This is a genomic window from Novosphingobium anseongense, assembly GCF_037482895.1.
Lineage (GTDB): Bacteria > Pseudomonadota > Alphaproteobacteria > Sphingomonadales > Sphingomonadaceae > Novosphingobium > Novosphingobium anseongense.
This window is the reverse complement of the sequence record NZ_JBBHJZ010000001.1, coordinates 1,510,927-1,533,223: the sequence shown is the minus strand read 5'-3', so window position 1 is coordinate 1,533,223 and position 22,297 is coordinate 1,510,927. Positions and strand designations below refer to the sequence as shown.

At 66.1% G+C, this 22,297-nt stretch carries 18 protein-coding genes; 11 read left to right on the top strand and 7 right to left on the bottom strand.

The features are described from left to right. The first annotated feature begins 99 nt into the window (after window positions 1–99). The gene (locus WG901_RS07230) at window positions 100–1,716 is read left to right on the top strand and encodes an AMP-binding protein (RefSeq protein WP_339586331.1); all 1,617 of its coding nucleotides are present in this window, start codon (window positions 100–102) and stop codon (window positions 1,714–1,716) included. Here WG901_RS07230 and WG901_RS07225 read toward each other — a convergent pair. Continuing rightward, window positions 1,694–2,506 carry an SDR family NAD(P)-dependent oxidoreductase gene (locus tag WG901_RS07225; protein ID WP_339586330.1) on the bottom strand — a complete coding sequence of 271 codons (813 nt, stop codon included), beginning with the start codon at window positions 2,504–2,506 and terminating at the stop codon, window positions 1,694–1,696. The two genes, WG901_RS07230 and WG901_RS07225, sit on opposite strands and share 23 nt — an antisense overlap. 136 nt (window positions 2,507–2,642) lie before the next feature. Here WG901_RS07225 and WG901_RS07220 point away from each other — a divergent pair, with 136 nt between their 5' ends. Continuing rightward, complete coding sequence (locus WG901_RS07220) at window positions 2,643–3,401, top strand: SDR family NAD(P)-dependent oxidoreductase (RefSeq protein WP_339586329.1); 759 nt, start codon at window positions 2,643–2,645, stop codon at window positions 3,399–3,401. Window positions 3,402–3,651: 250 nt separating this feature from the next. Here WG901_RS07220 and WG901_RS07215 read toward each other — a convergent pair whose 3' ends face one another. Beyond that, window positions 3,652–4,665: an NADP-dependent oxidoreductase gene (locus WG901_RS07215; RefSeq protein ID WP_339586328.1), complete on the bottom strand. Its 1,014-nt coding sequence runs from the start codon at window positions 4,663–4,665 to the stop codon at window positions 3,652–3,654. A 152-nt stretch (window positions 4,666–4,817) separates the two neighbouring features. Here WG901_RS07215 and WG901_RS07210 point away from each other — a divergent pair, with 152 nt between their 5' ends. Together WG901_RS07210 and WG901_RS07205 are read left to right on the top strand one after the other, a co-directional pair. Beyond that, window positions 4,818–7,097, top strand: a complete 2,280-nt coding sequence (locus WG901_RS07210; RefSeq protein WP_339586327.1) for a TonB-dependent receptor — start codon at window positions 4,818–4,820, stop codon at window positions 7,095–7,097. A 20-nt stretch (window positions 7,098–7,117) separates the two neighbouring features. Further along, window positions 7,118–7,882 carry an SDR family NAD(P)-dependent oxidoreductase gene (locus WG901_RS07205; protein WP_339586326.1) on the top strand — a complete coding sequence of 255 codons (765 nt, stop codon included), beginning with the start codon at window positions 7,118–7,120 and terminating at the stop codon, window positions 7,880–7,882. Between the two features lie 31 nt (window positions 7,883–7,913). On the opposite strand, the gene WG901_RS07200 is transcribed toward WG901_RS07205, so the two are convergent. Next, window positions 7,914–8,921, bottom strand: coding sequence for an NADP-dependent oxidoreductase (locus WG901_RS07200; RefSeq protein WP_339586325.1), 1,008 nt, complete (start codon window positions 8,919–8,921; stop codon window positions 7,914–7,916). 144 nt (window positions 8,922–9,065) lie between these two features. On the opposite strand from WG901_RS07200, the gene WG901_RS07195 reads away from it, so the two are divergent. Beyond that, on the top strand, window positions 9,066–11,540 hold the full coding sequence (locus WG901_RS07195; RefSeq protein WP_339586324.1) for a TonB-dependent receptor: 2,475 nt from the start codon (window positions 9,066–9,068) through the stop codon (window positions 11,538–11,540). A 125-nt stretch (window positions 11,541–11,665) separates the two neighbouring features. Here WG901_RS07195 and WG901_RS07190 read toward each other — a convergent pair whose 3' ends face one another. After that, window positions 11,666–11,986, bottom strand: a complete 321-nt coding sequence (locus tag WG901_RS07190; RefSeq protein ID WP_339586323.1) for a hypothetical protein — start codon at window positions 11,984–11,986, stop codon at window positions 11,666–11,668. A gap of 218 nt (window positions 11,987–12,204) precedes the next feature. On the opposite strand from WG901_RS07190, the gene WG901_RS07185 reads away from it, so the two are divergent. After that, complete coding sequence (locus tag WG901_RS07185; protein ID WP_417602475.1) at window positions 12,205–12,906, top strand: twin-arginine translocation pathway signal protein; 702 nt, start codon at window positions 12,205–12,207, stop codon at window positions 12,904–12,906. Between the two features lie 148 nt (window positions 12,907–13,054). After that, window positions 13,055–13,429, top strand: a complete 375-nt coding sequence (locus WG901_RS07180; protein WP_339586322.1) for a response regulator — start codon at window positions 13,055–13,057, stop codon at window positions 13,427–13,429. Window positions 13,430–13,435: 6 nt separating this feature from the next. Here the strand turns inward: WG901_RS07180 and WG901_RS07175 are convergent, their stop codons facing one another. Both WG901_RS07175 and WG901_RS07170 read right to left on the bottom strand, forming a co-directional pair. Next, the gene (locus WG901_RS07175) at window positions 13,436–13,864 is read right to left on the bottom strand and encodes a nuclear transport factor 2 family protein (protein ID WP_339586321.1); all 429 of its coding nucleotides are present in this window, start codon (window positions 13,862–13,864) and stop codon (window positions 13,436–13,438) included. Between the two features lie 37 nt (window positions 13,865–13,901). Next, window positions 13,902–14,942 (bottom strand): NADP-dependent oxidoreductase, encoded by a 1,041-nt coding sequence (locus WG901_RS07170; RefSeq protein WP_339586320.1) that lies wholly within the window; start codon window positions 14,940–14,942, stop codon window positions 13,902–13,904. A 70-nt stretch (window positions 14,943–15,012) separates the two neighbouring features. Between WG901_RS07170 and WG901_RS07165 the strand changes: the two genes are divergently transcribed. Then, on the top strand, window positions 15,013–15,420 hold the full coding sequence (locus WG901_RS07165) for a nuclear transport factor 2 family protein (RefSeq protein WP_339586319.1): 408 nt from the start codon (window positions 15,013–15,015) through the stop codon (window positions 15,418–15,420). Window positions 15,421–15,567: 147 nt separating this feature from the next. Then, window positions 15,568–15,984, top strand: coding sequence for a response regulator (locus WG901_RS07160; RefSeq protein WP_339586318.1), 417 nt, complete (start codon window positions 15,568–15,570; stop codon window positions 15,982–15,984). A 54-nt stretch (window positions 15,985–16,038) separates the two neighbouring features. On the opposite strand, the gene WG901_RS07155 is transcribed toward WG901_RS07160, so the two are convergent. Beyond that, a complete protein-coding gene (locus WG901_RS07155; RefSeq protein WP_339586317.1) occupies window positions 16,039–17,739 on the bottom strand; it encodes a sulfatase-like hydrolase/transferase in 1,701 nt (566 codons plus the stop codon). 281 nt (window positions 17,740–18,020) lie between these two features. On the opposite strand from WG901_RS07155, the gene WG901_RS07150 reads away from it, so the two are divergent. Continuing rightward, window positions 18,021–20,798, top strand: a complete 2,778-nt coding sequence (locus tag WG901_RS07150) for a TonB-dependent receptor (RefSeq protein WP_339586316.1) — start codon at window positions 18,021–18,023, stop codon at window positions 20,796–20,798. Further along, entirely contained in the window at window positions 20,795–22,276 is a 1,482-nt protein-coding gene (locus WG901_RS07145) for a sulfatase family protein (protein ID WP_339586315.1), read from the top strand. The genes WG901_RS07150 and WG901_RS07145 overlap by 4 nt, the downstream gene beginning before the upstream one ends. Window positions 22,277–22,297 lie beyond the last annotated feature (21 nt).

Sequence of the window (22,297 nt, the reverse complement as noted above, 5' to 3'; positions counted from 1 at the left end):
GGGGCGCCGACAAGCTGCGAGAGGTAACAGGTAGCTTGGCCTTTTCGCCAGTTGGCCGCGCGACGGGGGAGGGGCAGGTCATGCGCCATGAGTGAGAGGATGACACCGACCTGGGCCTGGCTGGAAAGCCCGGCGCCGCACCAGCGCGAATTCGCGGGGCAGGGCCTGTGGGACGAGCGCACGATCGCCGACCAGGCCTATGTCCTGGCGAGTGCCGATCCCGATTTCGTCGCTTTCGTCGAGGGCGAGGCGGTATCGACGCGCGCCATGCTTCTCTCCGCGGCCGAGGCGCTGAGCACGACCTTGTACGCGCGTGGCCTGCGACCGGGGGACGTTATCGCTTTCCAGGTGCCCAACTGGCGCGAGGCGGCGGTGATCAATCTCGCGGCGGCGATGTCGGGCCTGGTGATCAATCCGATCGTCACGATCTACCGCGACCACGAGGTCACGCAGATGCTCGGGGATTGCGGCGCGCGCGCCTTCTTCGTCGCGGCCTCATTCCGCAATTACGACTTCGCGGCGATGGCCCGGCGCATCGGCGATGTCCTGCCTGATCTCGCGCATGTCTTCACTGTGCGTGGGACGGGCGCCGACGACATGAGCGCGCTCGTTGCCGAAGGCTGGGGGCGGGGTTTCGCGCGGCCCAGGGTCGATCCGCTCGGGGTCAAGCTGGTGCTCTACACCTCGGGTACGACCGGACGGCCCAAGGGCGTGCTGCACAGCCATGTCACGCTCCAGCGCATCCTTGCCGAATCGGCGCGCGCCTGGGGCGTACAGCCGGGCGAGGCGACCTTGATGCCCTCGCCGGTCACGCACATTTCGGGCTATGCCAACGGGCTCGAGGCGCCACTGGTCTGCGGCACGCGCACCGTGCTGATGGAAAGCTGGGACGCGGCCCAGGCGATGGCGCTGATCACCAGGCACCGCTGCGTCGGCACGACCGCGGCGACGCCGTTCCTCGTCGAGCTCGCGGCCGCGGCGCGCGAGAGCGGTAACCGGCTACCCTCGTTCCGCTACTTCGCCTGCGGCGGCGCGGCCGTGCCTGGGGACCTGATCCCTGCCGCCAATGCCGCTTTCGAGAACTGCCGGGCCTTCCGCGTCTTCGGTTCGTCCGAAGTGCCGCTGGTGACCTTCGGCTGGCCGCGTGACGCGCATCTGGCCGCGACCACCGACGGCGAGATCGTCGACTACCGGGTGCGTATCGTCGACGCCGACGACCGCGACCTGCCCGACGGCACCGAGGGCGAGATCCTGGCGCGCGGACCGGGCATGATGCTCGGCTATGCCGACGAGGCGCAGACGCGCGAGGCGATCACGTCCGACGGCTTCTTCCGCACCGGCGATCTCGGCGTGCGCACGCCCGACGGGGCGCTGACGATCACCGGTCGCAAGAAGGACCTGATCATCCGCGGCGGCGAGAACATCTCGGCCAAGGAAATCGAGGACGTGTTGCACCTGCACCCGATGGTGCGCGAGGCCGCGGTCGTCGCCATGCCGCACGCGCGGCTGGGCGAGGGGGTCTGCGCCTATGTCATCGCGCAGGATGGCGAGGTGCCGCTACCCGCTGCGCTCGCCGCCCACGTCGCCGCAAGCGGCCTCGCGCGGCAGAAGATCCCCGAGCGGTTCGAGCTGGTCGCCGACTTCCCGCGCACGGCCTCGGGCAAGGTACGCAAGGATCAGCTCCGCGCGGACATCAAGACGAAGCTGGAGCGCTAGCCGCGGCCACGGCCTTGGCGATCTCGGCGTTGCTCGGGTTGCGCCGCAGGGTCAGCCCGCCGTTCACCTGCAGGTTCTCGCCGGTCATGAAGCAGCTGTCGGCCGCCAGCCAGACGGCGGCTGCGGCGATGTCGTCCGATGTGCCGATGCGCCCGAGCGGATAGCCCGCGAGGAAGGCGTCGAATAGGCCGGGTACCTCCTTGGCCCCGGCCGTCATCGGCGTGTCGGTGAGCCCCGGCGAGATCGAGTTGGCGCGAATGCCCTCGTGGCCGAATTCGTGCGCGACGCAGCGGATGACGTGATCGGTGCCGGCCTTGGTGCCCATATAGGCAGCGTGGTCCTCGAGCATGATCGTCGCCGTGGCAGAGGAGATCTGGATGATCGATCCGCCACGTCCGCCACGGCTCCTGGCCATCTTGCGGACCATCGCCTGGTAGAAGTGGAAAGGGCCGACGAACTGCAGCGCGGTCATCGCCAGAACTTCGTCGTGCGTGGTCTCGAGGAAAGGCTTGAGCAGGCCCCAGCCGGTGGCGTTGACGGCGATGTCGATGCTGCCCAGCTCTGCCGCCGCGGTGTCGGCGAGCGCGGAGACGCTGGCCTCGTCGGTCAGGTCGCAAGCCGCCCAGGTGCAGTCGGTCCTGTTGGCGAAGCTGTCGAGCACTTCAGCCTTGCGCCCCGCAACGAGCACCCTGGCGCCTTCGGCGAGGAAGCGGCGGGCGATGTGCTGGCCCATGTTGTCCGGGCTGCTGGCGCCGAGCACCACGGCGGTCTTGCCGGCAAGCTGTCCCATGCATCGTTCCTCGTCTGGTTTCTGCGGGGGCTAGCATGTCGCGCGCCGCGCCCATCCTGACCAAAAAAACAGTGGTTCGGCAGGAGGCGAGGGGCGAGAAGGCGGCTCGACAAAACGTTATGGTGAGGAGCGCGCGATGGATCTCGGACTGAAAGGCAAGAAGGTCATTCTGACCGGCGGCAGCCGCGGCATCGGCCGCGCGGCGCTGGAAATCTTCGCCGAGGAAGGCGCCGACGTCGCTTTCTTCTCGCGCAATGCCGAACAGGTCGCGGAGACGGTCGCCTCGTTGTCGCGCCACGGCGGCAAGGTGATCGGCGAGGCCTTCGACATGAGCGACCTCGATGCCTATGCCGGCTGGCTCACGTCCGCTGCGGAAAAGCTGGGCGGCTGCGACGTCTTCGTCGCCGGCGCCAGCGCCTCTGGGTCGGGCGCGACGGGTGATTGGGACACCTGCTACAACGTCGACGTCAAAGGCACCGTCGTCGGCTGCGAGACGCTCGAGCCATATCTCGAGAAGTCGGGCACTGGCGCGATCGTCATCATGTCGAGCACCGCGGGCGTAGAGACCTTTCTGGTCCCGCAGGCGTTCAACGCGCTCAAGGGCGCGCTGATCACCTATGCCAGCCAGCTCGGCCAGCAGCTCGGCGCCAAGGGCATCCGCGTCAACACGGTCTCGCCGGGGCCGATCACTTTCTCCGGCGGTAACTGGGAAGCGATCAAGGCCGGCGCGCCCGAGCTTCACGCCGCGACCGAAGCGCAGTTCGCGCTTGGCCGCTGGGGTGGGCCCGAAGAGGTCGCCAAGACCATCGCCTTCCTGGCCAGCCCGGCGTCATCCTATACCACCGGAACCAATGTCGTGATCGACGGCGGCTATACCAAGCGCGTGCAGTTCTAAGCGGCTTTGGTTCCACTCCGCACCTGGCGCGGCGGGTCTTCGGGCCCGCCGCGTTTTTTCTGTCCTTCCCCCTTGATGGGGGAAGGATGCGAAGACTTGGTGAGCGTAGCGAACCTAGTCATAGCTGGATGGGGGTGAGGGGGCCGGTGGGTGCGGCGTCCGCACGCGAGCGCACCCCCACCCAACTCCGGCTAGGCGACAAGTCGCCAAGCCTCCGTATCCCTCCCCCATAAAGGGGGAGGACCTGAAATTACCCGATCTTCAGCACCAGTTTCCCCGTATTCGCCCCGCTGAACAGTCGCATGAACGCGGGATAGGCGTGCTCAAGGCCTTCCTGGATATCCTCGTCCATGCGCAGCTTTCCGTCGGCCACCCACTGCGCCATTGCCGCGGCGCCCTCGCCGAAGCGGTCGACATAGGCGGCGATGAGGAAACCGTGGATCGTCGCCTGGCGGGCGATGACCTCCCAGAGATTGCGGATGCCGATCTTCTCGGGCGCGTTGTACTCGCTGATCAGCCCGCAGAGCACGACGCGCGCGTTGAGCGCTAGGTTGAGCAGTTCGGCGTCCATCACGTCGCCGCCGACGTTCTCGAACACGATGTTCGCGCCATCGGGTGCAGCCGCCGCGATCTCGGCGGAGAGTGCGGCGACCGTCTTGCCCTTGTAGTCGATCGCCACGTCGAAGCCGTAGTCCTCGATCAGCCGGCGGCACTTGTCCGCGCCGCCGGCGATGCCGATCACGCGGCAGCCGGCGATCTTGCCGAGTTGGCCGACCACCGAGCCCACCGCGCCCGCCGCGCCCGAGACCAGCAGGGTCTCGCCCGGCTGCGGCTTGGCCATGTCGAGCAGGCCGAAGTAGGACGTAAGCCCCACCGCGCCGAGCACCGAGAGGAAGTTCGACGGCGAGGGCACCAGGCCGACGTCGATCGGCATGGTGAAGCCGCCGGGCAGGGCGATCGAATAGTCCTCGAGCGCGTTGACGCCGAGCACCCACTGGCCCGGTTGGAAGTCGGGATTGTCCGAGGCGTGGACCGTGCCCACCGTCGTCGCGCGCACCGGATCGCCGAGCGGGATCGGCGGCATGTAGCTTTCGGCATCGTCCATCCAGCCGCGCTGCGCCGGATCGAGCGAGGCGAAGCGGTTGCGCACGATGAAGCCGCCCGGCGGCGGTGTCGGGATCGGGGTATCGACCAGACGGAAATCTTCGGGGACCGGCGCGCCCTGTGGCCGCCGTACTAGCAAGAATTGACGATTCCCGGTCATGAAGGCGCTCCGTAAAATGACGGCTAGACCTCGCGCGGTGACGGGAAAGACGCACCTATTTCTTTTGGCAGTTAATCCCCCTCGGCCGATCGTAGCATACCCTGTTCGTACCAGCGGGCAGAAGTCCCGCGGACCATTGGGGGACTGATCTCATGCGCTTCGCATATCGTCGTTGCGCGCTCGTTGTAGCGCTTTCCACAACTGCGCTCGTCGGACTCGCGGCGCCCGCATTCGCCGAAGGTGTCGCCGAGGAGCAGGCCTCGGATGCCACGGTCGATCCCAACGAGATCATCGTCTCGGCGCGTCGTCGCGACGAGACGCTGCAGGACACCCCGATCGCGATCACCGCGGTCAATGCGGCGATGATCGAGAACAAGGCGGCGATCAACCTCGGCGACCTGATGGGCGCCGCGCCGAACCTCATCATCACCAACCAGAATTCGGGCGCCGCCGCCGCCAACCTGTCGATACGCGGCCTGACTTACGCCGACATCGAGAAATCGCAGGAACCGACTGTCGGCGTCGTCGTCGACGGCATCTTCATCGGTACCAGCACCGGCCAGTATTTCGACTTCTTCGACATCGAGCAGATCGAGGTCCTGCGCGGGCCGCAGGGCACGCTGTTCGGCCGCAACACCATCGGCGGCGTGATCAACATCCGCCGCTCGCGCCCCACGGGCGAGTTCGGCGCGAAGATCGAGGCCTCCTATGGCCGGTTCAACACGCTGGCGACGCGCGCGGTGATCAACGTGCCGCTGGCCGGCGAGACGCTGGCCGCGAAGGTCTTCTATTTCCACAACGAGGCCGACGGCTGGTACAAGCAGGCGCAGACCGGCAAGCCGCGCGGCTTCTCGAACAACGAGAACTACGGCGGCTCGCTGCAGTTCAAGGCGCCGGGCGGCAATTTCGACGCGCTGATCACGGTCGAGCAGCAGGAACAGAAGATGGACCCGGTGGTCGCCGAGATCACCAAGACCGGCGAGCTGTTCTGCACCTTCATCCCGGCCAACGAGTGCAACCGCAACCAGACGACGGATATCTACACGGTCTTCGGCCTGCCCAACGTCTCGCTCTACAAGGCGCCTTCGGTAACGGGTGAGATGAACCTCGACCTTGGCGGGGTGAAGCTGACCTCGGTCACCGGCTGGCGCAAGATGACCGAGACGCAGACGCAGGACTTCGACGGCTCGACCGCCGATCTCTACTACGTGCTGCGTCAGCAGACCTACGACCAGTTCAGCCAGGAACTGCGCGCCGCGGGCAAGATCGGTGACAGCTTCGACTACGTCGTCGGCGGCTATTACTTCCGCTCGAAGTATCAGCTCCAGCAGTGGACACGCCTGTTCGCGTTCAATCCCGCGATCGCACCCGAGGTTTTCGACACCAACCCGCAGCAGGTGAACGGCAAGACCACGTCCTATGCCTTCTTCGGCGATTTCAACTGGCAGTTCGCCGACCAGTGGCGCCTCTCGTTCGGCGGCCGCTTCACGCGCGATCGCAAGTCGCTGCGCAACGCCTTCGGTGGCGTGCAGATCGGCCAGGGTTCGGACACGTTCAAGAAGTTCACGCCCAAAGTCGGCGTCGACTTCCGGCCCAACGACGACATGATGGTCTATGCCTCGTGGTCGCGCGGCTTCCGTTCGGGCGGCTTCAGCCCGCGCGCCGGTTCGCCGGCCTCGGCCAGCCGATCCTACCAGCCCGAGACGGTCGATTCCTACGAGGTCGGCGCCAAGTTCGAGCTGTTCGACCGCAAGCTGCAGTTCAACGTCGCGGCGTTCTATTCCAAGTACAAGGATCTCCAGCAGAACACGACCTTGTTCTGCGCGGTCTGCGCGACGCAGAACGAGACCGTCACCTCGAACGTCGGTTCGGCGACGATCAAGGGCCTCGAGCTCGACTTCACCGCGCGGCCGGCGGAAGGGCTGCGGATCACCGGCTCGCTCGGCCTGCTCGATTCCAAGTTCAAGGGCTTCGTGGTCGGCGGCATCTCGCCGGTGACCGGCCTGGTCATCCCCTTCGACTTCTCGAACAACGACCTGATCTACAACCCCGACGTCACCGCTTCGATCGCCGCGGACTACGAAGTGCCGACGAGCTTCGGCAAGGTCGTTGCCAATATCGGCTACCGCTACATCGGCCGCTACGACCAGCAGATCTCGACCAACACGCTGACCGGCAATCTCACCACGGGCCCGGTCGTGGTCACGGGCAACGATCCGCGCGTCCGCACCGATCCGCAGGGCCTGCTCGACGCCAGCCTTTCGGCCCGCTTCACCATCGGCGACGATACCGAAGCCTACCTGACGGTGTTCGGTCGCAACCTCGCCAACGACAGAGGCATGACCCACGGTTTCACCGTCGGCGGCCTCTGGTCCTTCGCCACCGCCCGCGAGCCGCGCACCTACGGCGTGACGCTCGGCGTGAAGATGTAAACCCCACGATTGGAGACACCATGAGCCGCCTCAAGGACAAGATTGCACTGGTTACGGGGGCGGCTTCGGTGCCGGGGCTCGGCAGCGCCACGGCGCAGCGTTTCGCCGAAGAAGGCGCGATCGTCTGGCTGACCGACCGCGATGCCGAGGGCGCCGAAAAGGTGGCCGCGGCGATCCGCGAGAAGGGCGGCCGCGCCCGCTCGGCCGGGCACGACGTGACCAGCGAGGCCGACTGGGACCGCGTGATGAAGGACATCGACGGCGCCCACGGGCGGCTCGACGTGCTCGTCAACAACGCGGGCATCGCCGTGCTGCGCCCGATCGAGGAGATGACCCTGGCCGAGTGGAACCTCCAGAACGAGGTCAACCTGACCAGCGTGTTCTTGGGTTCCAAGCGCGCCGTCGCAGCGATGCGCAAGGCGGGCAACGGTGGCTCGATCATCAACATCTCGTCGGTCGCCGGCCTGTTCGGCGTGCCCGCCTGCGGCGCCTATGCCGCCTCGAAGGGCGGCGTCCGGCTGTTCTCGAAGGTCATCGCGGTCGAGGGCGCCAAGGACAAGATCCGCTGCAATTCGGTGCATCCGGGCATGATCCTGACCAACATGCAGGACGTTGCGGCCGAGGACAACGCCGCCAACTATGATGCCACGGTCGCGTTGATCCCGATGGGCTACATGGGCGATCCGATCGAGATCGCGAACATGAACCTGTTCCTGGCCTCGGACGAATCGCGCTATGTCACGGGGACCGAGATGATCGTCGACGGCGGCATGTCGGCGCAGTGAGCGAGCGCCCCTCCCGCTTGCGGGAGGGGCATCACCCCACCTTGACCACGACCTTGCCGATGTTCCCGCCGCTCAGCATGTGGGCATAGGCCTCAAGCGTCCGCTCGATTCCGGCGAACTCGTCAAACAGCGTCGCCAGCCGGCCGGCCTCGTGCCAGGCGCGCAGCTGCGGCAGGAATTCGGCGCCGCGCTCGAGGAAATCGGGAATGAAGAAGCCCTCGACGCGCAGCCGCCGCATCAGGATCTGGTCGAAGCGCGCGGGGCCGGGCATCGGCTTGTCGCCGTCGTAGCTCGCGACCAGGCCGCAGATCGCGATCCGGCCGTAGTGCGCCATGTTGGGCAGCACCGCATCGAGGATCGGCCCGCCGACATTGTCGAAATAGGCGTTCACGCCGCCCTCGACCGTGGCCAGCGCCGCCGCGACGTCCTCTGTGCGATAGTCGATCGCCATGTCGACGCCGATCTCCTCGCGCAGGAAGCGGCATTTTTCCGCGCCGCCGGCGATGCCGATCACCCGCGCGCCGAGATTGCGCCCGACCTGGCAGGCGAGGCTCCCCGTCGCCCCGGCCGCAGCCGAGACCGCGAGCCATTCGCCGGGCTTGACCAGAGCGACTTCCTTGACCCCGACATAGGCGGTCCAGGCGTTCATCCCCAGCGCGCCGAAATGCTGGCGCGGATCGGCCAGGCTCTCGTCGAGCGCCTCGAGCCCGGCGAGATCGGGCAAGACGTCGGCATAGTCGGCCCATTGGCCGAAGCCGCGCACGAGCGTGCCTTCGGGAAAGCGCGGATCGCGGCTCTCGGCGACGCGGCCCAGGCACAGGCCGATCATCTTCGAACCGAGCGGCAGCGGCGGCTGGTAGCCGTCGGTGCGCGGGCTCATCCACATGCGCGTGCCGGCGTCCATCGACAGCCAGAGCGTTTGCACGCGCACCGCGCCTTCTGCGAGCGGCGGCAGTTCCTCCTCGCGCAGGCTCAGCGCAGCGGCGAAGTCGCTGCCCTGCGGATGGCGGTCGAGTTGCCAGAAGCGATTGGTCGTCATGTCGGTTCTCCCGGCACAGGGCCTGCCGATCCGCCGTCCAGCGAGAACCTGCTCAAAGGGATAGGCCTATTATTTTCGTCAGGAATCAAAGCGACGGTGCGCGCCTAGAACCGCTCTCAAGTCAAATAATTGGGAGGTATTAGGATGTCGCTTGCCAAGGCAGGCCTGCTCGCTTCGAGCATTCTCGGTCTTTCGCTGTCGGCCGTGCCGGCTCTGGCACAGAGCGCGGACCCGGCCACCGATCCCGCGGTCGAGGAACAGGGCGGCCTGTCGGACATCGTCGTGACCGCGCGCAAGCGTCAGGAAACCGCGCAGAGCGTCCCGGTTGCCGTGACCGCGATCTCCGAGGAGATCATCCTCCAGCGCGACATCACCTCGATCGAGAAGATCGCCTCCGCCACGCCGAACCTCACGGTCGGCCGCGCCTCGAACGGCTCTGGCGCTCAGCTGACCCTGCGCGGCATCGGCTCGTCCTCGACCTCGATCGGCATCGAGCAGTCGGTCGCGGTCGTCGTCGATGGCGCCTACTACGGCCAGGGCCGCATCATCCAGGAGGGCTTCTTCGACCTCCAGCGGGTCGAGGTGCTCAAGGGGCCGCAGGCGCTGTTCTTCGGCAAGAACGCCACGGCCGGCGTGATCTCGCTGACCACCAACGATCCCGGTTCCGATCCCGAATTCATCGCCCGCGCCGGCTACGAGTTCCGCTCGCGCCAGTACCAGGGCGAGATCATCGCCTCGGGTCCGCTGTCCGACACCTTCGGCGTGCGCCTCGCGGTGCGCGGTTCGAAGATGGACGGCGGCTATTTCCGCAACGTCTCGGTCAACCGCACCTACGTCACCGCCGACATCCAGAGCCTGCTTGCGGGCGGCAACGGCAATCCGATTAGTCACACCGCTACCCCCGCCGCGTCGCGATCGCCGGGCGAGGATGAACTGCTCGCGCGCCTGACCCTGAAGTTCACGCCCAACGATCGTCTGACCGCGACCTTGAAGGCGGCCTACGACTACAACAAGGTCAACAATTCCTCGTGGAACTACGTCGCGTTCGACTGCGGCCTCGCCAGCGGGCTCAGCCAGCTGACCGGCTATCGCTGCGAGCGCGACTTCGTCACCCACCAGAACAACATGCCGGCCGACATCGCCGCGAACTTCCCCTATGCCGAAAAGGACGGCTCGCTCTACAACCGCTATCGCTCCTGGGCGCTCAACGGCAACATCGCCTACGAGCTCGACGGCCTGACGATCAGCTCGGTCACCAACTACAACACCAACAACAACCGCTGGGCCTGCGCCTGCGACTTCCAGACGAGCAACACCGGCCAGTGGGCGACCGAGAACTCGACCTGGAAGGCCTTCTCGCAGGAGCTGCGCGCGCAGACCACGCTCGACGGTCCGTTCAATGGCATGATCGGAGCGCTCTATCAGAAGACGCGGCGTGACTTCGGCCAATACATCGCCTTCGCCGGCCTGCGGAACAGCGCCGCGCCGGGCAGCGACCTCTACGTCGCGACGCGCAAGACCAGCTACACCAAGGGCGAGACCTTTGCCGTGTTCGGCCAGCTCTCGTGGAAGATCGTCCCCACGCTCGAGCTCGCGGGCGGCGTGCGCTACACCCACGAGACCAAGGACAGCTTCTTCACCCAGCCCTACAACAACCCGGGCGTGACCACGATCTTCCGCCCCGAGACCGATCCCGACGGGCTCGGCCGGATCACCGCCGACCAGACCTTCAACAACTGGTCGCCCGAAGTCACGCTGACCTGGAAGCCCAGCGACGACATCATGGTCTACGGCGCGTTCAAGACCGCCTACAAGTCGGGCGGCTTCTCGAACGGCGGCATCAACTCGAAGTTCTCGACCAATCCGCTGGCCGACCTGACCTTCGATCCCGAACGCGCGCGCGGTTTCGAGGCGGGCATCAAGACCACGCTGGCCGACAATCAGCTGCGTCTGAACCTCACGGCCTTCACCTACAAGTACCTCGACCTGCAGGTGGACTTCTTCAACTCGCCGATCTTCGCCTTCCAGACCCTGACCGCCGATGCGAAGACCTCGGGCGTCGAGATGGAATTCGAATATGCGCCGCGCAGCGTCGACGGGCTGAACCTGCACGGCTCGCTCAACTATACCGACGCGAAGTACACCGATTTCCCCAACGCGCCCTGCTACGCCGGCCAGACGATCGCCGAGGGCTGCACCTTGATCGGCGGGATCTTCTCGAACCAGAACCTGACCGGTGCGGCGCTTTCGGTGGCGCCGAAGTGGACGGGCAATCTCGGTGTCGCTTACGATGCAGCCGTGGGCGACGGCTTCAAGTTCGGCATCAACGTCGATGCCCGCTACAGCGGTTCCTACCTCGCCTCGGGCTTCGGCAATCCGCGCTCGCGCCAGGACAAGTACGTCACGCTCGACGCCGGCGTGCGCTTCGGCGCCGAGGACGGCAACTGGGAGATCGCACTGGTCGGCAAGAACCTGACGAACGCCTTCTACGTCAGCGGTGTGGTCGACGGCCCGTCGACGGGCAGCGGCACGGGCACGGCGGTGGGCGTCAAGGCCGACCAGCTCGGCTTCGCCAACCTGCCGCGCACGGTGCGGGTGCAGGTGACCAAGCGGTTCTAGTTCCTCACCGCGCGTGATGCCGGAAAGGGCGGGGCTTGGCTCCGCCCTTTTTCGCTTGGGCGAGGGTGAGCGACCTGGTCGACGTAAGCCGCAACCACGCCATTTTCCCGCGGACCAACTTGCGGCTAGTTCCCGTCCGCGTCGACCATGAACACCATGGGCTTGCCTCTTGAGCCAGGGTCCCATCCGGCCAGCAAGGCTGCACGGATGCCCCGGGAGATCGTGGCGTCGCTCATCTGGAGGCGGCCCCGCTGCATTCCTTTCATCAGGCGCTTTGGCGGAGGGAATTCCAACAGCGCTCCGCGCGGTCCATCGCGCTGCAGCAGCGCCACGGTCATCCCTTTCCAGCCCTCGGTCTCGCCCCACTGCGGCTCGCTCCGGAGTTCCCATTCGTATCGTAGCCCGTCTACATCAACGGTACCGGCAAGCCTGTGGATCTTCGTCATGCCAACGTGCCTAGCATGTCTCTGACCGTAAACCACCCGATGGCGTTGATCGTGGCGCTGTGAGCAAAGCCCACGTCCACTCTCGGCGTCGGATGCCGAGGCGCTTCAATCCCGCGCCATGTCGCGGATTATTCCGCATGTCGGGCAAACGCAGGCATAGGCCGCGTCTATGCGCCACATAGGCCTTTTGCCGCTGGCCTGGTGATGGCGCATTTGGAATGCCGGACCGGCAACGCGCATTGCGCCGTGGCGCCAAACTCACAGTTCAAGGGGCGATGACGTTGAGACTTAGGGACATAGGCGCAGGGCTGATTTTCGCGAGTCTGGCGATCGCCGGATACCCGGCCTTCGCGGAGGTGAGCGAAGCGACCAAGACGGTCGCAATGACGGCATCTGCGCCGCAGCCGTCCTTCGTCGCGGCGGATTTCGCCGTTCCGACGCTGATCGAGGGGCCGGGCTTCAAGCTCGTCCCGCTAGGCCCCGATCTCGTGAAGGTCGATTTCGACGCCTACATGTCGTCGATCGAGCATTTGCAGCGGACCTTTTCCCGTAGCGACCGTTGGCCGCGTCAGGGCATCACCGATGCAGATGCCCTGCGCGACATGGAAAACGAGCAGTCGCGCTTCGCGGGCCGGAAGTCCTTCGCCTATGCCGTGCTCACGCCCGACGGAAAGCGCGAGCGCGGCAGCGTCTATGTCTCTCCGAGCCCGGTGAAAGGCCATGATGCCACGGTCCGGATGTGGGTGACGAAAGCCGACTACGACGCGGGCTTCGACGCCGAGCTGTACAAGTGGGTGACCGCCTGGGTGCAGAAGGACTGGCCGTTCAAGAGTGTCGTCTATCCGGGACGCTCGATCGAATGGGCCACCTGGGATTCGATGGTTGCCGCGAGCAAGGCCGGACCGGCCGTATCCAAATAGCCAAGTGGCCCTGGGTAGGCCGCAGCGTCAGTCAGAGATACGTGTCGACTGCCAAGGCAGCCGTGCTACAGCGTTGTGTCGCTGACCTATTCCGGCCCGTCAGCGTCTGGGCGACTTAGCGCGCTTCCGCCGCAGCGAGGAGCGTCACGTGAACAATGCCACGACGAGCGGAGCGCGCCCCACCATCCTTCTCCTGGAAGATGAGATGCTGCCGGCGCTCGTCGTCGAAGGGGTTCTCAGCGATGCCGGCTATGATGTCGTGGGTCCGGTCCCCAATGTCGAGCAGGCGCTGGAACTGCTGCGCGGCAGCAGGGTGGACGCGGCCATTCTCGATCTCAATCTTCATGGCACCTTCTCCTACGACGTCGGCAATCGCTGCGACGCGCTGGGTATCCCTTGGGGCGTCACCACGGGTTACGAGCCGCAGACGCTCGACCTGGCGGCTCGCGATATCCCGATCCTGGTAAAGCCCTTCACCGAGGCGCAGTTGCTCGCAATGGTCGCGGGCTTGCTCGGTCGCTAGCTGTGCTCAGACGCCCGTCGGCGCGTGCTGGCGGTGGATGTTGCGGAAGGTGCGGCTCTGGAACAGCCAGCGGCCGTCGCGCTTGACGCAGATGTCCTCGTAGGCGCCGCGGTCGCGCTTGGTCAAACCGTCCTGGTCATAGATTTCCGAGGTATAGCTACGCATCGTCGCGCGGTCGCCGGCGATCTCGATCGAACCGGGCCAGGCCTCGAACATGATGCCCGGATAGGCCTTCATCGCCTCGATCCACATCGCGACGATCGCTTCGCGGCCCTTGGTGGTGCCGAGCTCGGGATAGTCGGGCAGCGACCATTCTCCGTCCTCGGCCCAGGTCGCGCCCCAAGCCGCGGGATCGTTGCGCGTCACCGCATCGGCATAGGTCTCGAGCAGTTCGCGGATCGCCAGGCGGTCTTCGCTGGGGCCGGTGAATGGCATCTCTGGTCTCTCCCTTTTTGGTTATGAATTCGGATGCCTAGATCCGCACGATCGTCTTGCCGATCGTGCGTCCGGACATCAGGTCGATGAAGGCTTCGGGCAGTTTCTCGAAGCCGTCGCGGACATTGGCGAGCGGTTTCAGCCGACCATCGGCGACCCAGCCGTCGAGCTCGCGTTGCGCGCGTTCGAGAACCTCGGGATAGTCGTAAGTGATGAAGCCCTGCATCTTGATGCGGTTGACCACGAGCTGCCACAAGGTGGTCACGCCGTGCGGGTGATCGGCGTCGTTATATTGGCCGACCATGCCGCAGACGGGTACGCGGCCGTGCAGCCGCATCAGCGGCAGCACGGCTTCGAGCGTCTCGCCGCCGACATTGTCGAAATAGACGTCGATCCCTTCGGGCGCGGCCTTGGCGATCTCTGCGGCGATGTCCGGCGTGGCGCGGTAGTCGATCGCCGCGTCGAAGCCGAGGTCGCGGATCACTTCGGCCTTCTGCGCCGAGCCGACGAGGCCGACGACCTTGCAGCCCCGCGCCTTGGCGATCTGGCCTACAGTGGAACCCGTTGCGCCGGCGGCAGCGCTGACGAGCACGGTCTCACCCGGCTTGGCTTCGCCGACCGCGAAAAGGCCGACCCAGGCGGTCAGGCCGACCGGACCCAGGGCGCCCATGTAGTGATGGAGGTCGGTGCCTGGCTGGGGACTCACCACTTCGAGGCCAAGCGCATCGGCGCCGATGACGTAATGATCGGACCAGGTGGCGAAGGCGCGGACCAAAGTGCCGGCCGTATAGTCCGGATTGTTCGAGGCGACGACCTCGCCGAGCGACATGCCGGCAATCGGTGCACCCAGCGCAACGGGGGGCAGATAGCTCGGCCGGTCGTCGAGAAAGCCGCGGATCGCCGGATCGACCGAGCCGACGCGCATCTTCACCAGGATCTCGCCGTCGCCGGGCTGGGGCATCGGCGCTTCGGCGAGCGCGAAGTCGTCGGGCTGGGGCACACCCTGGGGGCGGCGGACGAGGACGATCTGGCGCACGGTCTCCATGACCGGTTCATAGCGCCCGCGCGCGGCCGGCACGGCTAGTTTAATCGCTAGGTTTCGCTGCCGCGCGATTGTCCGCAATCTCCGCCGATCAAGGAGAGACGCCATGGCCATGACTCACGAAGACATGATCGCTTTCGTCGACGATCTCTACGCCGCAACCGGGGTAGGGGACTGGGACAAGGCTGCGGCGATGCTGACCGACGACTTCTTCATCACCGAAGCCGAGTGCCTGCCGATGGCGGGCGTCTATCGCGGTAAATATGCGCTGCGCGACCTGTTCATCAAGGTGATGGGCATGCTCGACGTCGCCGCGCTCGATCGCACGCAAACGACCGCGGGCGGCGACTATGCCGTGACGATCCTGACCATGCGCTTCGCCGATCCGGCGATCCCGCCCGCCGAACTGTGCGAGCTGTTCCGCTTCCGCGACGGCAAGTGCTGCGAGATCAAGCCCTACTATTTCGATCCGCAGGCGATCGTCGCGGCGGCGCGCGCCAAGACCACGGAATAGGAAAGCGACCGAGACAAGGGCACGGCTTGGCGAGAGGCAAAGAACCCAGGCTTGAAAATGGGGCACGAATTGGCTGGATCGGCGTTCTGTGCATTATGCTGATCGCTCCACGGGGCGGTGCTGCCCCTTTCGAGAAAGCCGCCGCCCATGTCGGTCATTCGCGTCCTTCTGGTTGAAGATGAGCAAGGCATCCAGTTCATCGTCAAACTGTCGCTCGAAAGAACCCAGCGTTTCGACGTGACGTCGTTCGATTGCGGCGCCACAGCGCTAGAAGATCTGTCCAACTGCCCTGGGCAATACGATCTGGCTCTCGTCGATTTTCGACTGCCCGCGATGCACGGCGTCGACTTCATACGAAAAGCGCGCACCACGAGGGGCTACGAGAATCTGCCAGCGATCATCATCTCGGCCGCCCTGATGGATCCCGAGCTCAAAGCGCTGGAGAAGACGGAACTGCTCGGCGTTATATCCAAGCCGTTCAGCTTTCGGGCCCTGCCGGAGCGAGTGATGGAGCTCTATGCCGGTCGGCAAGAGCAGACGCTCCCCAACGATCGCGGGTTCTGATCAGGCCCGGCGCGCAACCGGCGGAAGAGTAAGCGACGGCGGCAGAGCGGGCTCCTAGTTGCCATTTGCCGAGGCTGCGTGCTCCTGCCAGCCGCGGACGTTGCGACCGGCCTCGGCACGAAACGCCTCCAATTGCGCTTGAAGCTTCGCGCGTTCATCCCGGTGCCTAGCGGACACATCGTGGGCTTCATTGTCGTCGACAAGCGAATAGAGCGCCGTACGCGCGGCCCCACCGCGCGGAGGCGAAATGAGCGTCCCGTCGGTCACGGGGTCCCGGAACTTGAACGCGCGGTCGCGCACGGCTTCGTACTGGCCGCTCCAGGTTGAAACATAGAACAGACGGTCGTGGAGCGACTGTCCGCCGCTCAGGATCGGGGCCATGTCGGCGCCGTCGATGATGCGGTCGCGGGGCAAGGTTATGCCGAGGCTCGACAGGAGCGTGGGCAGGATATCGATGTTCATGGCCATCTCGGCGCTCGTGCTGCCCGGCGAGGTGCGGCCCGGCCAGACCACGATGGCGGGAACGCGCATGCCGCCTTCGAAGGTCTCGGTCTTGCGGCCGCGCAGATTGCCGACGCTGCCGTCGAAGTCGCCGCCGTTGTCGCTGGTGACGATCACGATCGTGTCGTCGTCGAGCTTCAACTCGTGGAGCTTGGCCATGATCCGCCCGACCTGGCTGTCGAGATCCTCGACCACGTCGCCGTAGGTGCCGCCGGCCGAGATGTCCTTGTGCCGGGGATTGGCAACGTGCGGCCTATGCGGCGCGCTGAACGGCACATAGGCGAAGAACGGTCGTGCCGCGTTGCGATCGAGGAAGCCGATGGCCTCGTCGGCGATCCGCTCGTTGATCGTCGCCTGGTCCATCTGCGCCGCCGGAGTGACGATCTCGTTCCCGCGCCAGACGTTGGTCGGGTTCATGTCGTTGCTGTAGAGCAGGCCGAAATAATCCTGGAAGCCGAAGTCGGTCGGCCGGTGGCCGGGAATGTCGCCGAGGTGCCACTTGCCGAAGGCGCCCGTGCGATAGCCGGCACGCTGGAGCACTTCGGGGAGCAGGATCTCGTCGCGGGGCAGGGCATTTGCCCAGCCACGACTGGCGCGGAGCGTTGCCGTCGGCGTGCCGGTCGGCATGTAGACGTGGTTCGCGGCATGCGCACGCGTCGGATAGCGCCCGGTGAGGAGCGCGGCGCGCGACGGCGTGCAGACCGGCGAACTCGAATAGAACTGGTCGAACTTGAGGCCGCGGGCCGCGATAGCATCTACGTTCGGCGTCTTGATCAGGCGATTGCCATAGCTCGACAGGTCGCCCGCGCCGAGATCGTCGAACAGGATCAGCAGGATATTCGGCTGTTTGCCCCGCAGCGGCTTCACGCCGCGCAGGTAGGCGGCCTTCTGCGCCAGATGTTCGGGCGCAGGCTCGACGTTGAGCGCGGCGGCGCGGCGGATGAGGTCGTTCGGTCGCAGTTCCAGGGTGCTCGTGGCGTTGCCTTGTAGCGGAACTTCGATCGTCCGCGTCTCGCTGGCGAGCCCCGCGCTCGTCACGGTGATGCGGACGGGGCCTGCGGGAAGCTGCGCGATGCGGAAGCTGCCGTCCGCCTGCGAAATGGCGCCGCGCTGGAGATCGTCGACCAGCACCCGCGCGCCGGCCAGGGGCTTGCCGTCGGGTCCGGTCAGGCGTCCTTCGATTTCGCCCGCATGGGCCGTGCCGGACAGCGCGATCGCCGCCGCGCCGAGCAGAAGGGGACCAAGAGCGCGCATGGGTGAACTCCATCGTGAGCGCGGCGCCTAAGGGCGCCGACGAAGCGGGTTTTCAAGATCGTGCGGGGAGGAGCGCCTGGCGTGGTCGCCCGGGCACGGACGCAAGCTAAGGGATCGATCGCCGCCCTGGCAAGCGGGCGGCGGAGCAAGCTTCGCTTTCGCCGGGTTTAGAAAAACTCAATTGTCCTATAAATCTACTATATCGATAGACATTCGCGTCCGTCAGGACGGGACCACCCGACTGATCTGCTTAAAAGCGTTCAGGAAGGGTTTGTTTTCTCATGTTTCTGCGAAATGACTGGCGTGCCGGTGCCTCCGGTGCGGTGCTTGCCGCTGCGCTCCTTCTGCCGACCTCGGCGATGGCCGACGACGTCGCGGCCGGAGATGTCGCAGCGGAGATCGGTGCCGACGAAGCCGGCGGCGAGATCATCGTTCAGGGCATCCGCGCGAGCCTCGATCGCTCGCTCGACGTCAAGCGCGCCGCGGCCAGCGTCGTCGATGCGATCAGCGCCGAGGACGTCGGCAAGTTCCCCGACGTCAACATCGCGGAATCGGTGCAGCGCATCAGCGGCGTCCAGATCAACCGCACGCGCGGCGAGGGCCGCACGGTCAACATCCGCGGGCTTCCGGCAAACTTCACCCTGACCACGTTCAATGGCCACGTGCTGCCCAACGCCAACGGCGATTCCGCCGGCAGCCGCGTCTTCGACTTCATGGTGCTGCCGCCCGAATTCGTGCGGACGCTGTCGGTCTACAAGTCGACGACGGCGGATCTGGAAGAGGGCGGGCTGGCCGGTACGGTAGACATCCACACGCCTCGGCCGTTCGAGATCGGCAAGCGCGTGCTCTCGGCCTCGGTCCAGGGCGAGTACGAGACCAATTCGGGCAAGATCGCCCCGCGCGCCTCGGCTTTCTTCTCCGACACCTTCGCCGACGATCGGTTCGGGATCTCGGTCGGCGTGTCCTACACCCGCCGCAAGCCTGCGACCCACGCCGCGAGTCTCGGGTATACGACCTCGACCGAGGCGAGCGGCATTCCCGCCGGCAGTGGTCCCGACGATCTCAACGGCAACGGCGTGATCGAGCCGAACCTGCGCGTGCGCTTCCCGAACCAGGTGAACTATCACATGTTCGAAGAGGACAACGAGCGCATCTCCGGGATCGCCTCGCTGCAGTTCAAGGCGAGCGACGCGCTCACGCTCTCGCTCGACGGCTTCTACAGCGAGCTCAACGTCAAGGCGAACACCAACGAGTTCCTGCAGATATTCGCCAATGCCAACCGCGTGATCAGCGCGACGACACAGGTGCTCGACGGCCTGCCGACGACGACGCGGCTTCGTGTCGCCGACGTCGACATGCGCGGTGGCAGCCGGACCGAGGACCGCCAGTCCCGGCTCTACTCGCTGACGGGTAACGCCAAGTACGAGGCGGACGGTTGGACGGCTTCGCTCGAGGGCAGCTACGCTTCGTCCAAGCAGGAGCTCGACCAGCTCAATATCGCCGACATCACCACGGGCGACGCCGAATTCGTATCCAACCCGGGCGACTCGCTCTGGAGCATGATCTTCAACAACGGCTTCGATCAGGCGCGTTTCAATCCGAACACCTATCGCGTGGCCAGCCTCAACGGACCGTTGAACCAGAAGGCTTCGGACCGCGTGTGGCAGATCAAGGGCGACGTCGCGCGCGAGTTCGGCGACGAGGGCCTGACCGCGCTGCGCTTCGGCGTGCGCTATCTCGATCGCAAGGTCTATCAGGACAATTCGCGGCTCACCGTCACCGCCGCCGGCGTCTCGGCGCTCTATGGCGGATTGCCGGCCGGTCCGATCGCGGGTTCGTTCAGCGCCGCGCCCTTCATGCGCGTGGTCAGCCCCGGCAAGGGGGCCTACCTCGGTTCCTACAGCGGCGATGCCGTCTTCGCGGGATCTTGGCTGGCCTCCAACACGCTGGCCTTCGTCTCGCGCTTCACCGACGCCCAACTGATCGCTGCATCGCCGGGCAGCCTGACCAACGACGCGACGGGCATCACCAATGTCCAGGAGAAGACGCTGGCCGGCTATGGCCGCGCCGACTTCGCCTTCGGCACGCTCAGTGGCAATCTCGGTCTGCGCGCCGTGCGCACGCAGCAATCGACGATCGGCGTCAGTCCCGATCTTGCAGGCATCACGATCCAGCCCGACGCGGGCAACATCACGCGCGTGCCGGCCTCGGCTCCGCTGGCGGTGAAGCGCTCCTACTGGGACTTCCTGCCGAGCTTCAACCTCAAGTGGCAGCCGACCGAGGAACTGCTGTTCCGCCTCTCGGCCTCGCGCACGGTTTCGCGTCCGAATCTCGCCGACGTCTCGCCGACCACGACGGTGAACGGGCCGGCGCGTACGGTCACGCAGAACAATCCGCTGCTCGATCCCTTCCGTTCGAACAACCTCGACCTGACCGCCGAGTGGTATTTCAGCAAGGATGGCGTGCTCGGCACTTCGCTGTTCTACAAGGACCTGCGCTCGCTGATCCGGCGCGAGACGACCGTGCAGAGCCTGCCGATCACCTATCTCTACTCGAACGGCACGCAGCAGGCCGCGACGGTGGACTTCACGGTGAGCAAGCTGGTCAACGGCAAGGGCGTCAAGGTGAAGGGCTTCGAGGCCTATTACCAGCAGGCTTTCACCTTCCTGCCCAAGCCCTTCGACGGTCTGGGTGCGGTGCTCAACTACACCTTCATCGACAACAGCGATCCGCAGCAACTGACCGCAGCATCGAAGCACAATTTCAACCTCACGGGGTTCTACGAGAAGGGCCCGATCGGCGTGCGCCTGTCCTATTCGTGGCGCAGCGGCTTCCTGTCGACGGCGGCCGTGGCGCCGGCGATGAGCCAATATACGCTGTCCTACGGCACGCTCGACGGCAGCATCAACGTCAAGGTCACCGACCAGATCTCTGTCGTGCTCGAAGCCGTCAACATCCTCGACACCGATGAGCGCGTGCGGTTCGTCGGCAGCAACCTGCCGCAGTCCTACCTCGACGCGGGCAAGCGGCTGTTCGGCGGCGTGCGGTTCGCGTGGTGAGCAGCGTGCCGGGGCTCGATCGCCGCGCCTTCCTGCGCTCGGGCGTCGCCGCGGCGGCGCTCTGGGCCGGGGCGGGCGCTGTCGCCGCCCCGGCGCGGCAGCGCCGGCCGAACGTCGTCGTGGTCCTGCTCGACGACATGGGGATCGGCGATGCGGGGGCCTACAATCCCTGGTCGGCGATCCCGACGCCGAACATCGACCGGCTTGCGCGCGAGGGCATGCGCTTCACCGACATGCATTCGTCCTCGGCGGTCTGCACGCCGAGCCGGTACAGCCTGCTGACCGGGCGCTATTGCTGGCGGTCGCGGTTGAAGAAGGGCGTGCTCGACGGGACGGGCACCAATCTGATCGAGCCTGGCCGGCTGACCCTGCCGGGTCTGCTCAAGCGCGCGGGCTATCACACCGCCGGGGTCGGCAAGTGGCACCTCGGGCTCGGCAGCGGCGAGACGGCCGACTATACCAAGCCGCTGCGGCCCGGCCCGCGCGATCACGGGTTCGACTACTATTTCGGCATCCCGTCATCGCTCGACTTTCCGCCCTATCTCTATTTCGAGAACGATCGCGTGGTCGAGGCGCCGACCGCGCATACCGATGGCAGCGCCACGCCGCGCGGCGTGTTCTGGCGCGCCGGTGCGATCGCGCCCGGCTTCCGCATGGAGGAGGTCGTGCCGACCCTGACCGACAAGGCCATCGGCGTCGTCCGGCAGGCGGCGAAGGCCGGCAATCCGTTCTTCCTCTATTTCCCGCTCCCTTCGCCGCATACGCCTTGGGTGCCGCTGCCCGAGTATCGCGGCAAGTCGCAGGCCGGCGACTATGGCGACTACGTCGTCGAGACCGACGCGATGATCGGCCGCCTGCTCGACGAGATCGATGCGCGCGGCATCGCCGAAGAGACCATCGTGATCGTCACCAGTGACAACGGCGCCGACTGGAAGCCAGAGGATGCGGCGCGCTTCGCCCACCGGGCGAACCAGGCCTGGCGTGGTGAGAAGGCCGATGCCTGGGAAGCGGGGCACCGCATTCCCTTCGTCATACGCTGGCCGGGAAGAGTCGCGCCGGGATCGGTCTCGAACGAGACCGGATCGCTGGCCGACGTCATGGCGACACTGGCCGGGGCACTCGGACTGGCGCTGCCCGACGATGCCGCGGAGGACAGCTTCGACCTGACGCCCGCGCTCGAACAGCGGTCAGGTCCGCCGGTTCGTCCGAACATCGTCGACCACTCGCTCGACGGCCTGTTCACGATTCGCGAGGGCAACTGGAAGCTGATCGTCGGGCTCGGCTCGGGCGGCTTCACCGCCCCCAAGACGGTCGCACCGGCTGCCGGCGGTCCGCAAGGGCAGCTCTACGACCTCGCTGCCGATCCGCGCGAGGAGGACAACCTCTACGACCGGCGTCCTGAGATCGTCGCGCGCCTCTCCGCGACGTTGGATGTCTTGCAACGCGAGGGCCGCAGCCGGCCGCGCCGAACCGGCTGATCTCGTCACGCCTCAACCTCT

Excerpts from the sequence above, each read along its gene's own strand:
- WG901_RS07220 (WP_339586329.1), top strand. The coding sequence starts at position 2,643 with ATGGATCTCGGACTGAAAGGCAAGAAGGTCATTCTGACCGGCGGCAGC.
- WG901_RS07155 (WP_339586317.1), bottom strand. The coding sequence starts at position 17,739 with ATGCGCGCTCTTGGTCCCCTTCTGCTCGGCGCGGCGGCGATCGCGCTG.
- WG901_RS07195 (WP_339586324.1), top strand. The coding sequence starts at position 9,066 with ATGTCGCTTGCCAAGGCAGGCCTGCTCGCTTCGAGCATTCTCGGTCTT.
- WG901_RS07200 (WP_339586325.1), bottom strand. The coding sequence starts at position 8,921 with ATGACGACCAATCGCTTCTGGCAACTCGACCGCCATCCGCAGGGCAGC.
- WG901_RS07165 (WP_339586319.1), top strand. The coding sequence starts at position 15,013 with ATGGCCATGACTCACGAAGACATGATCGCTTTCGTCGACGATCTCTAC.
- WG901_RS07225 (WP_339586330.1), bottom strand. The coding sequence starts at position 2,506 with ATGGGACAGCTTGCCGGCAAGACCGCCGTGGTGCTCGGCGCCAGCAGC.
- WG901_RS07175 (WP_339586321.1), bottom strand. The coding sequence starts at position 13,864 with ATGCCATTCACCGGCCCCAGCGAAGACCGCCTGGCGATCCGCGAACTG.
- WG901_RS07185 (WP_417602475.1), top strand. The coding sequence starts at position 12,205 with ATGCCGGACCGGCAACGCGCATTGCGCCGTGGCGCCAAACTCACAGTT.
- WG901_RS07190 (WP_339586323.1), bottom strand. The coding sequence starts at position 11,986 with ATGACGAAGATCCACAGGCTTGCCGGTACCGTTGATGTAGACGGGCTA.
- WG901_RS07210 (WP_339586327.1), top strand. The coding sequence starts at position 4,818 with ATGCGCTTCGCATATCGTCGTTGCGCGCTCGTTGTAGCGCTTTCCACA.
- WG901_RS07230 (WP_339586331.1), top strand. The coding sequence starts at position 100 with ATGACACCGACCTGGGCCTGGCTGGAAAGCCCGGCGCCGCACCAGCGC.
- WG901_RS07205 (WP_339586326.1), top strand. The coding sequence starts at position 7,118 with ATGAGCCGCCTCAAGGACAAGATTGCACTGGTTACGGGGGCGGCTTCG.
- WG901_RS07150 (WP_339586316.1), top strand. The coding sequence starts at position 18,021 with ATGTTTCTGCGAAATGACTGGCGTGCCGGTGCCTCCGGTGCGGTGCTT.
- WG901_RS07215 (WP_339586328.1), bottom strand. The coding sequence starts at position 4,665 with ATGACCGGGAATCGTCAATTCTTGCTAGTACGGCGGCCACAGGGCGCG.
- WG901_RS07160 (WP_339586318.1), top strand. The coding sequence starts at position 15,568 with ATGTCGGTCATTCGCGTCCTTCTGGTTGAAGATGAGCAAGGCATCCAG.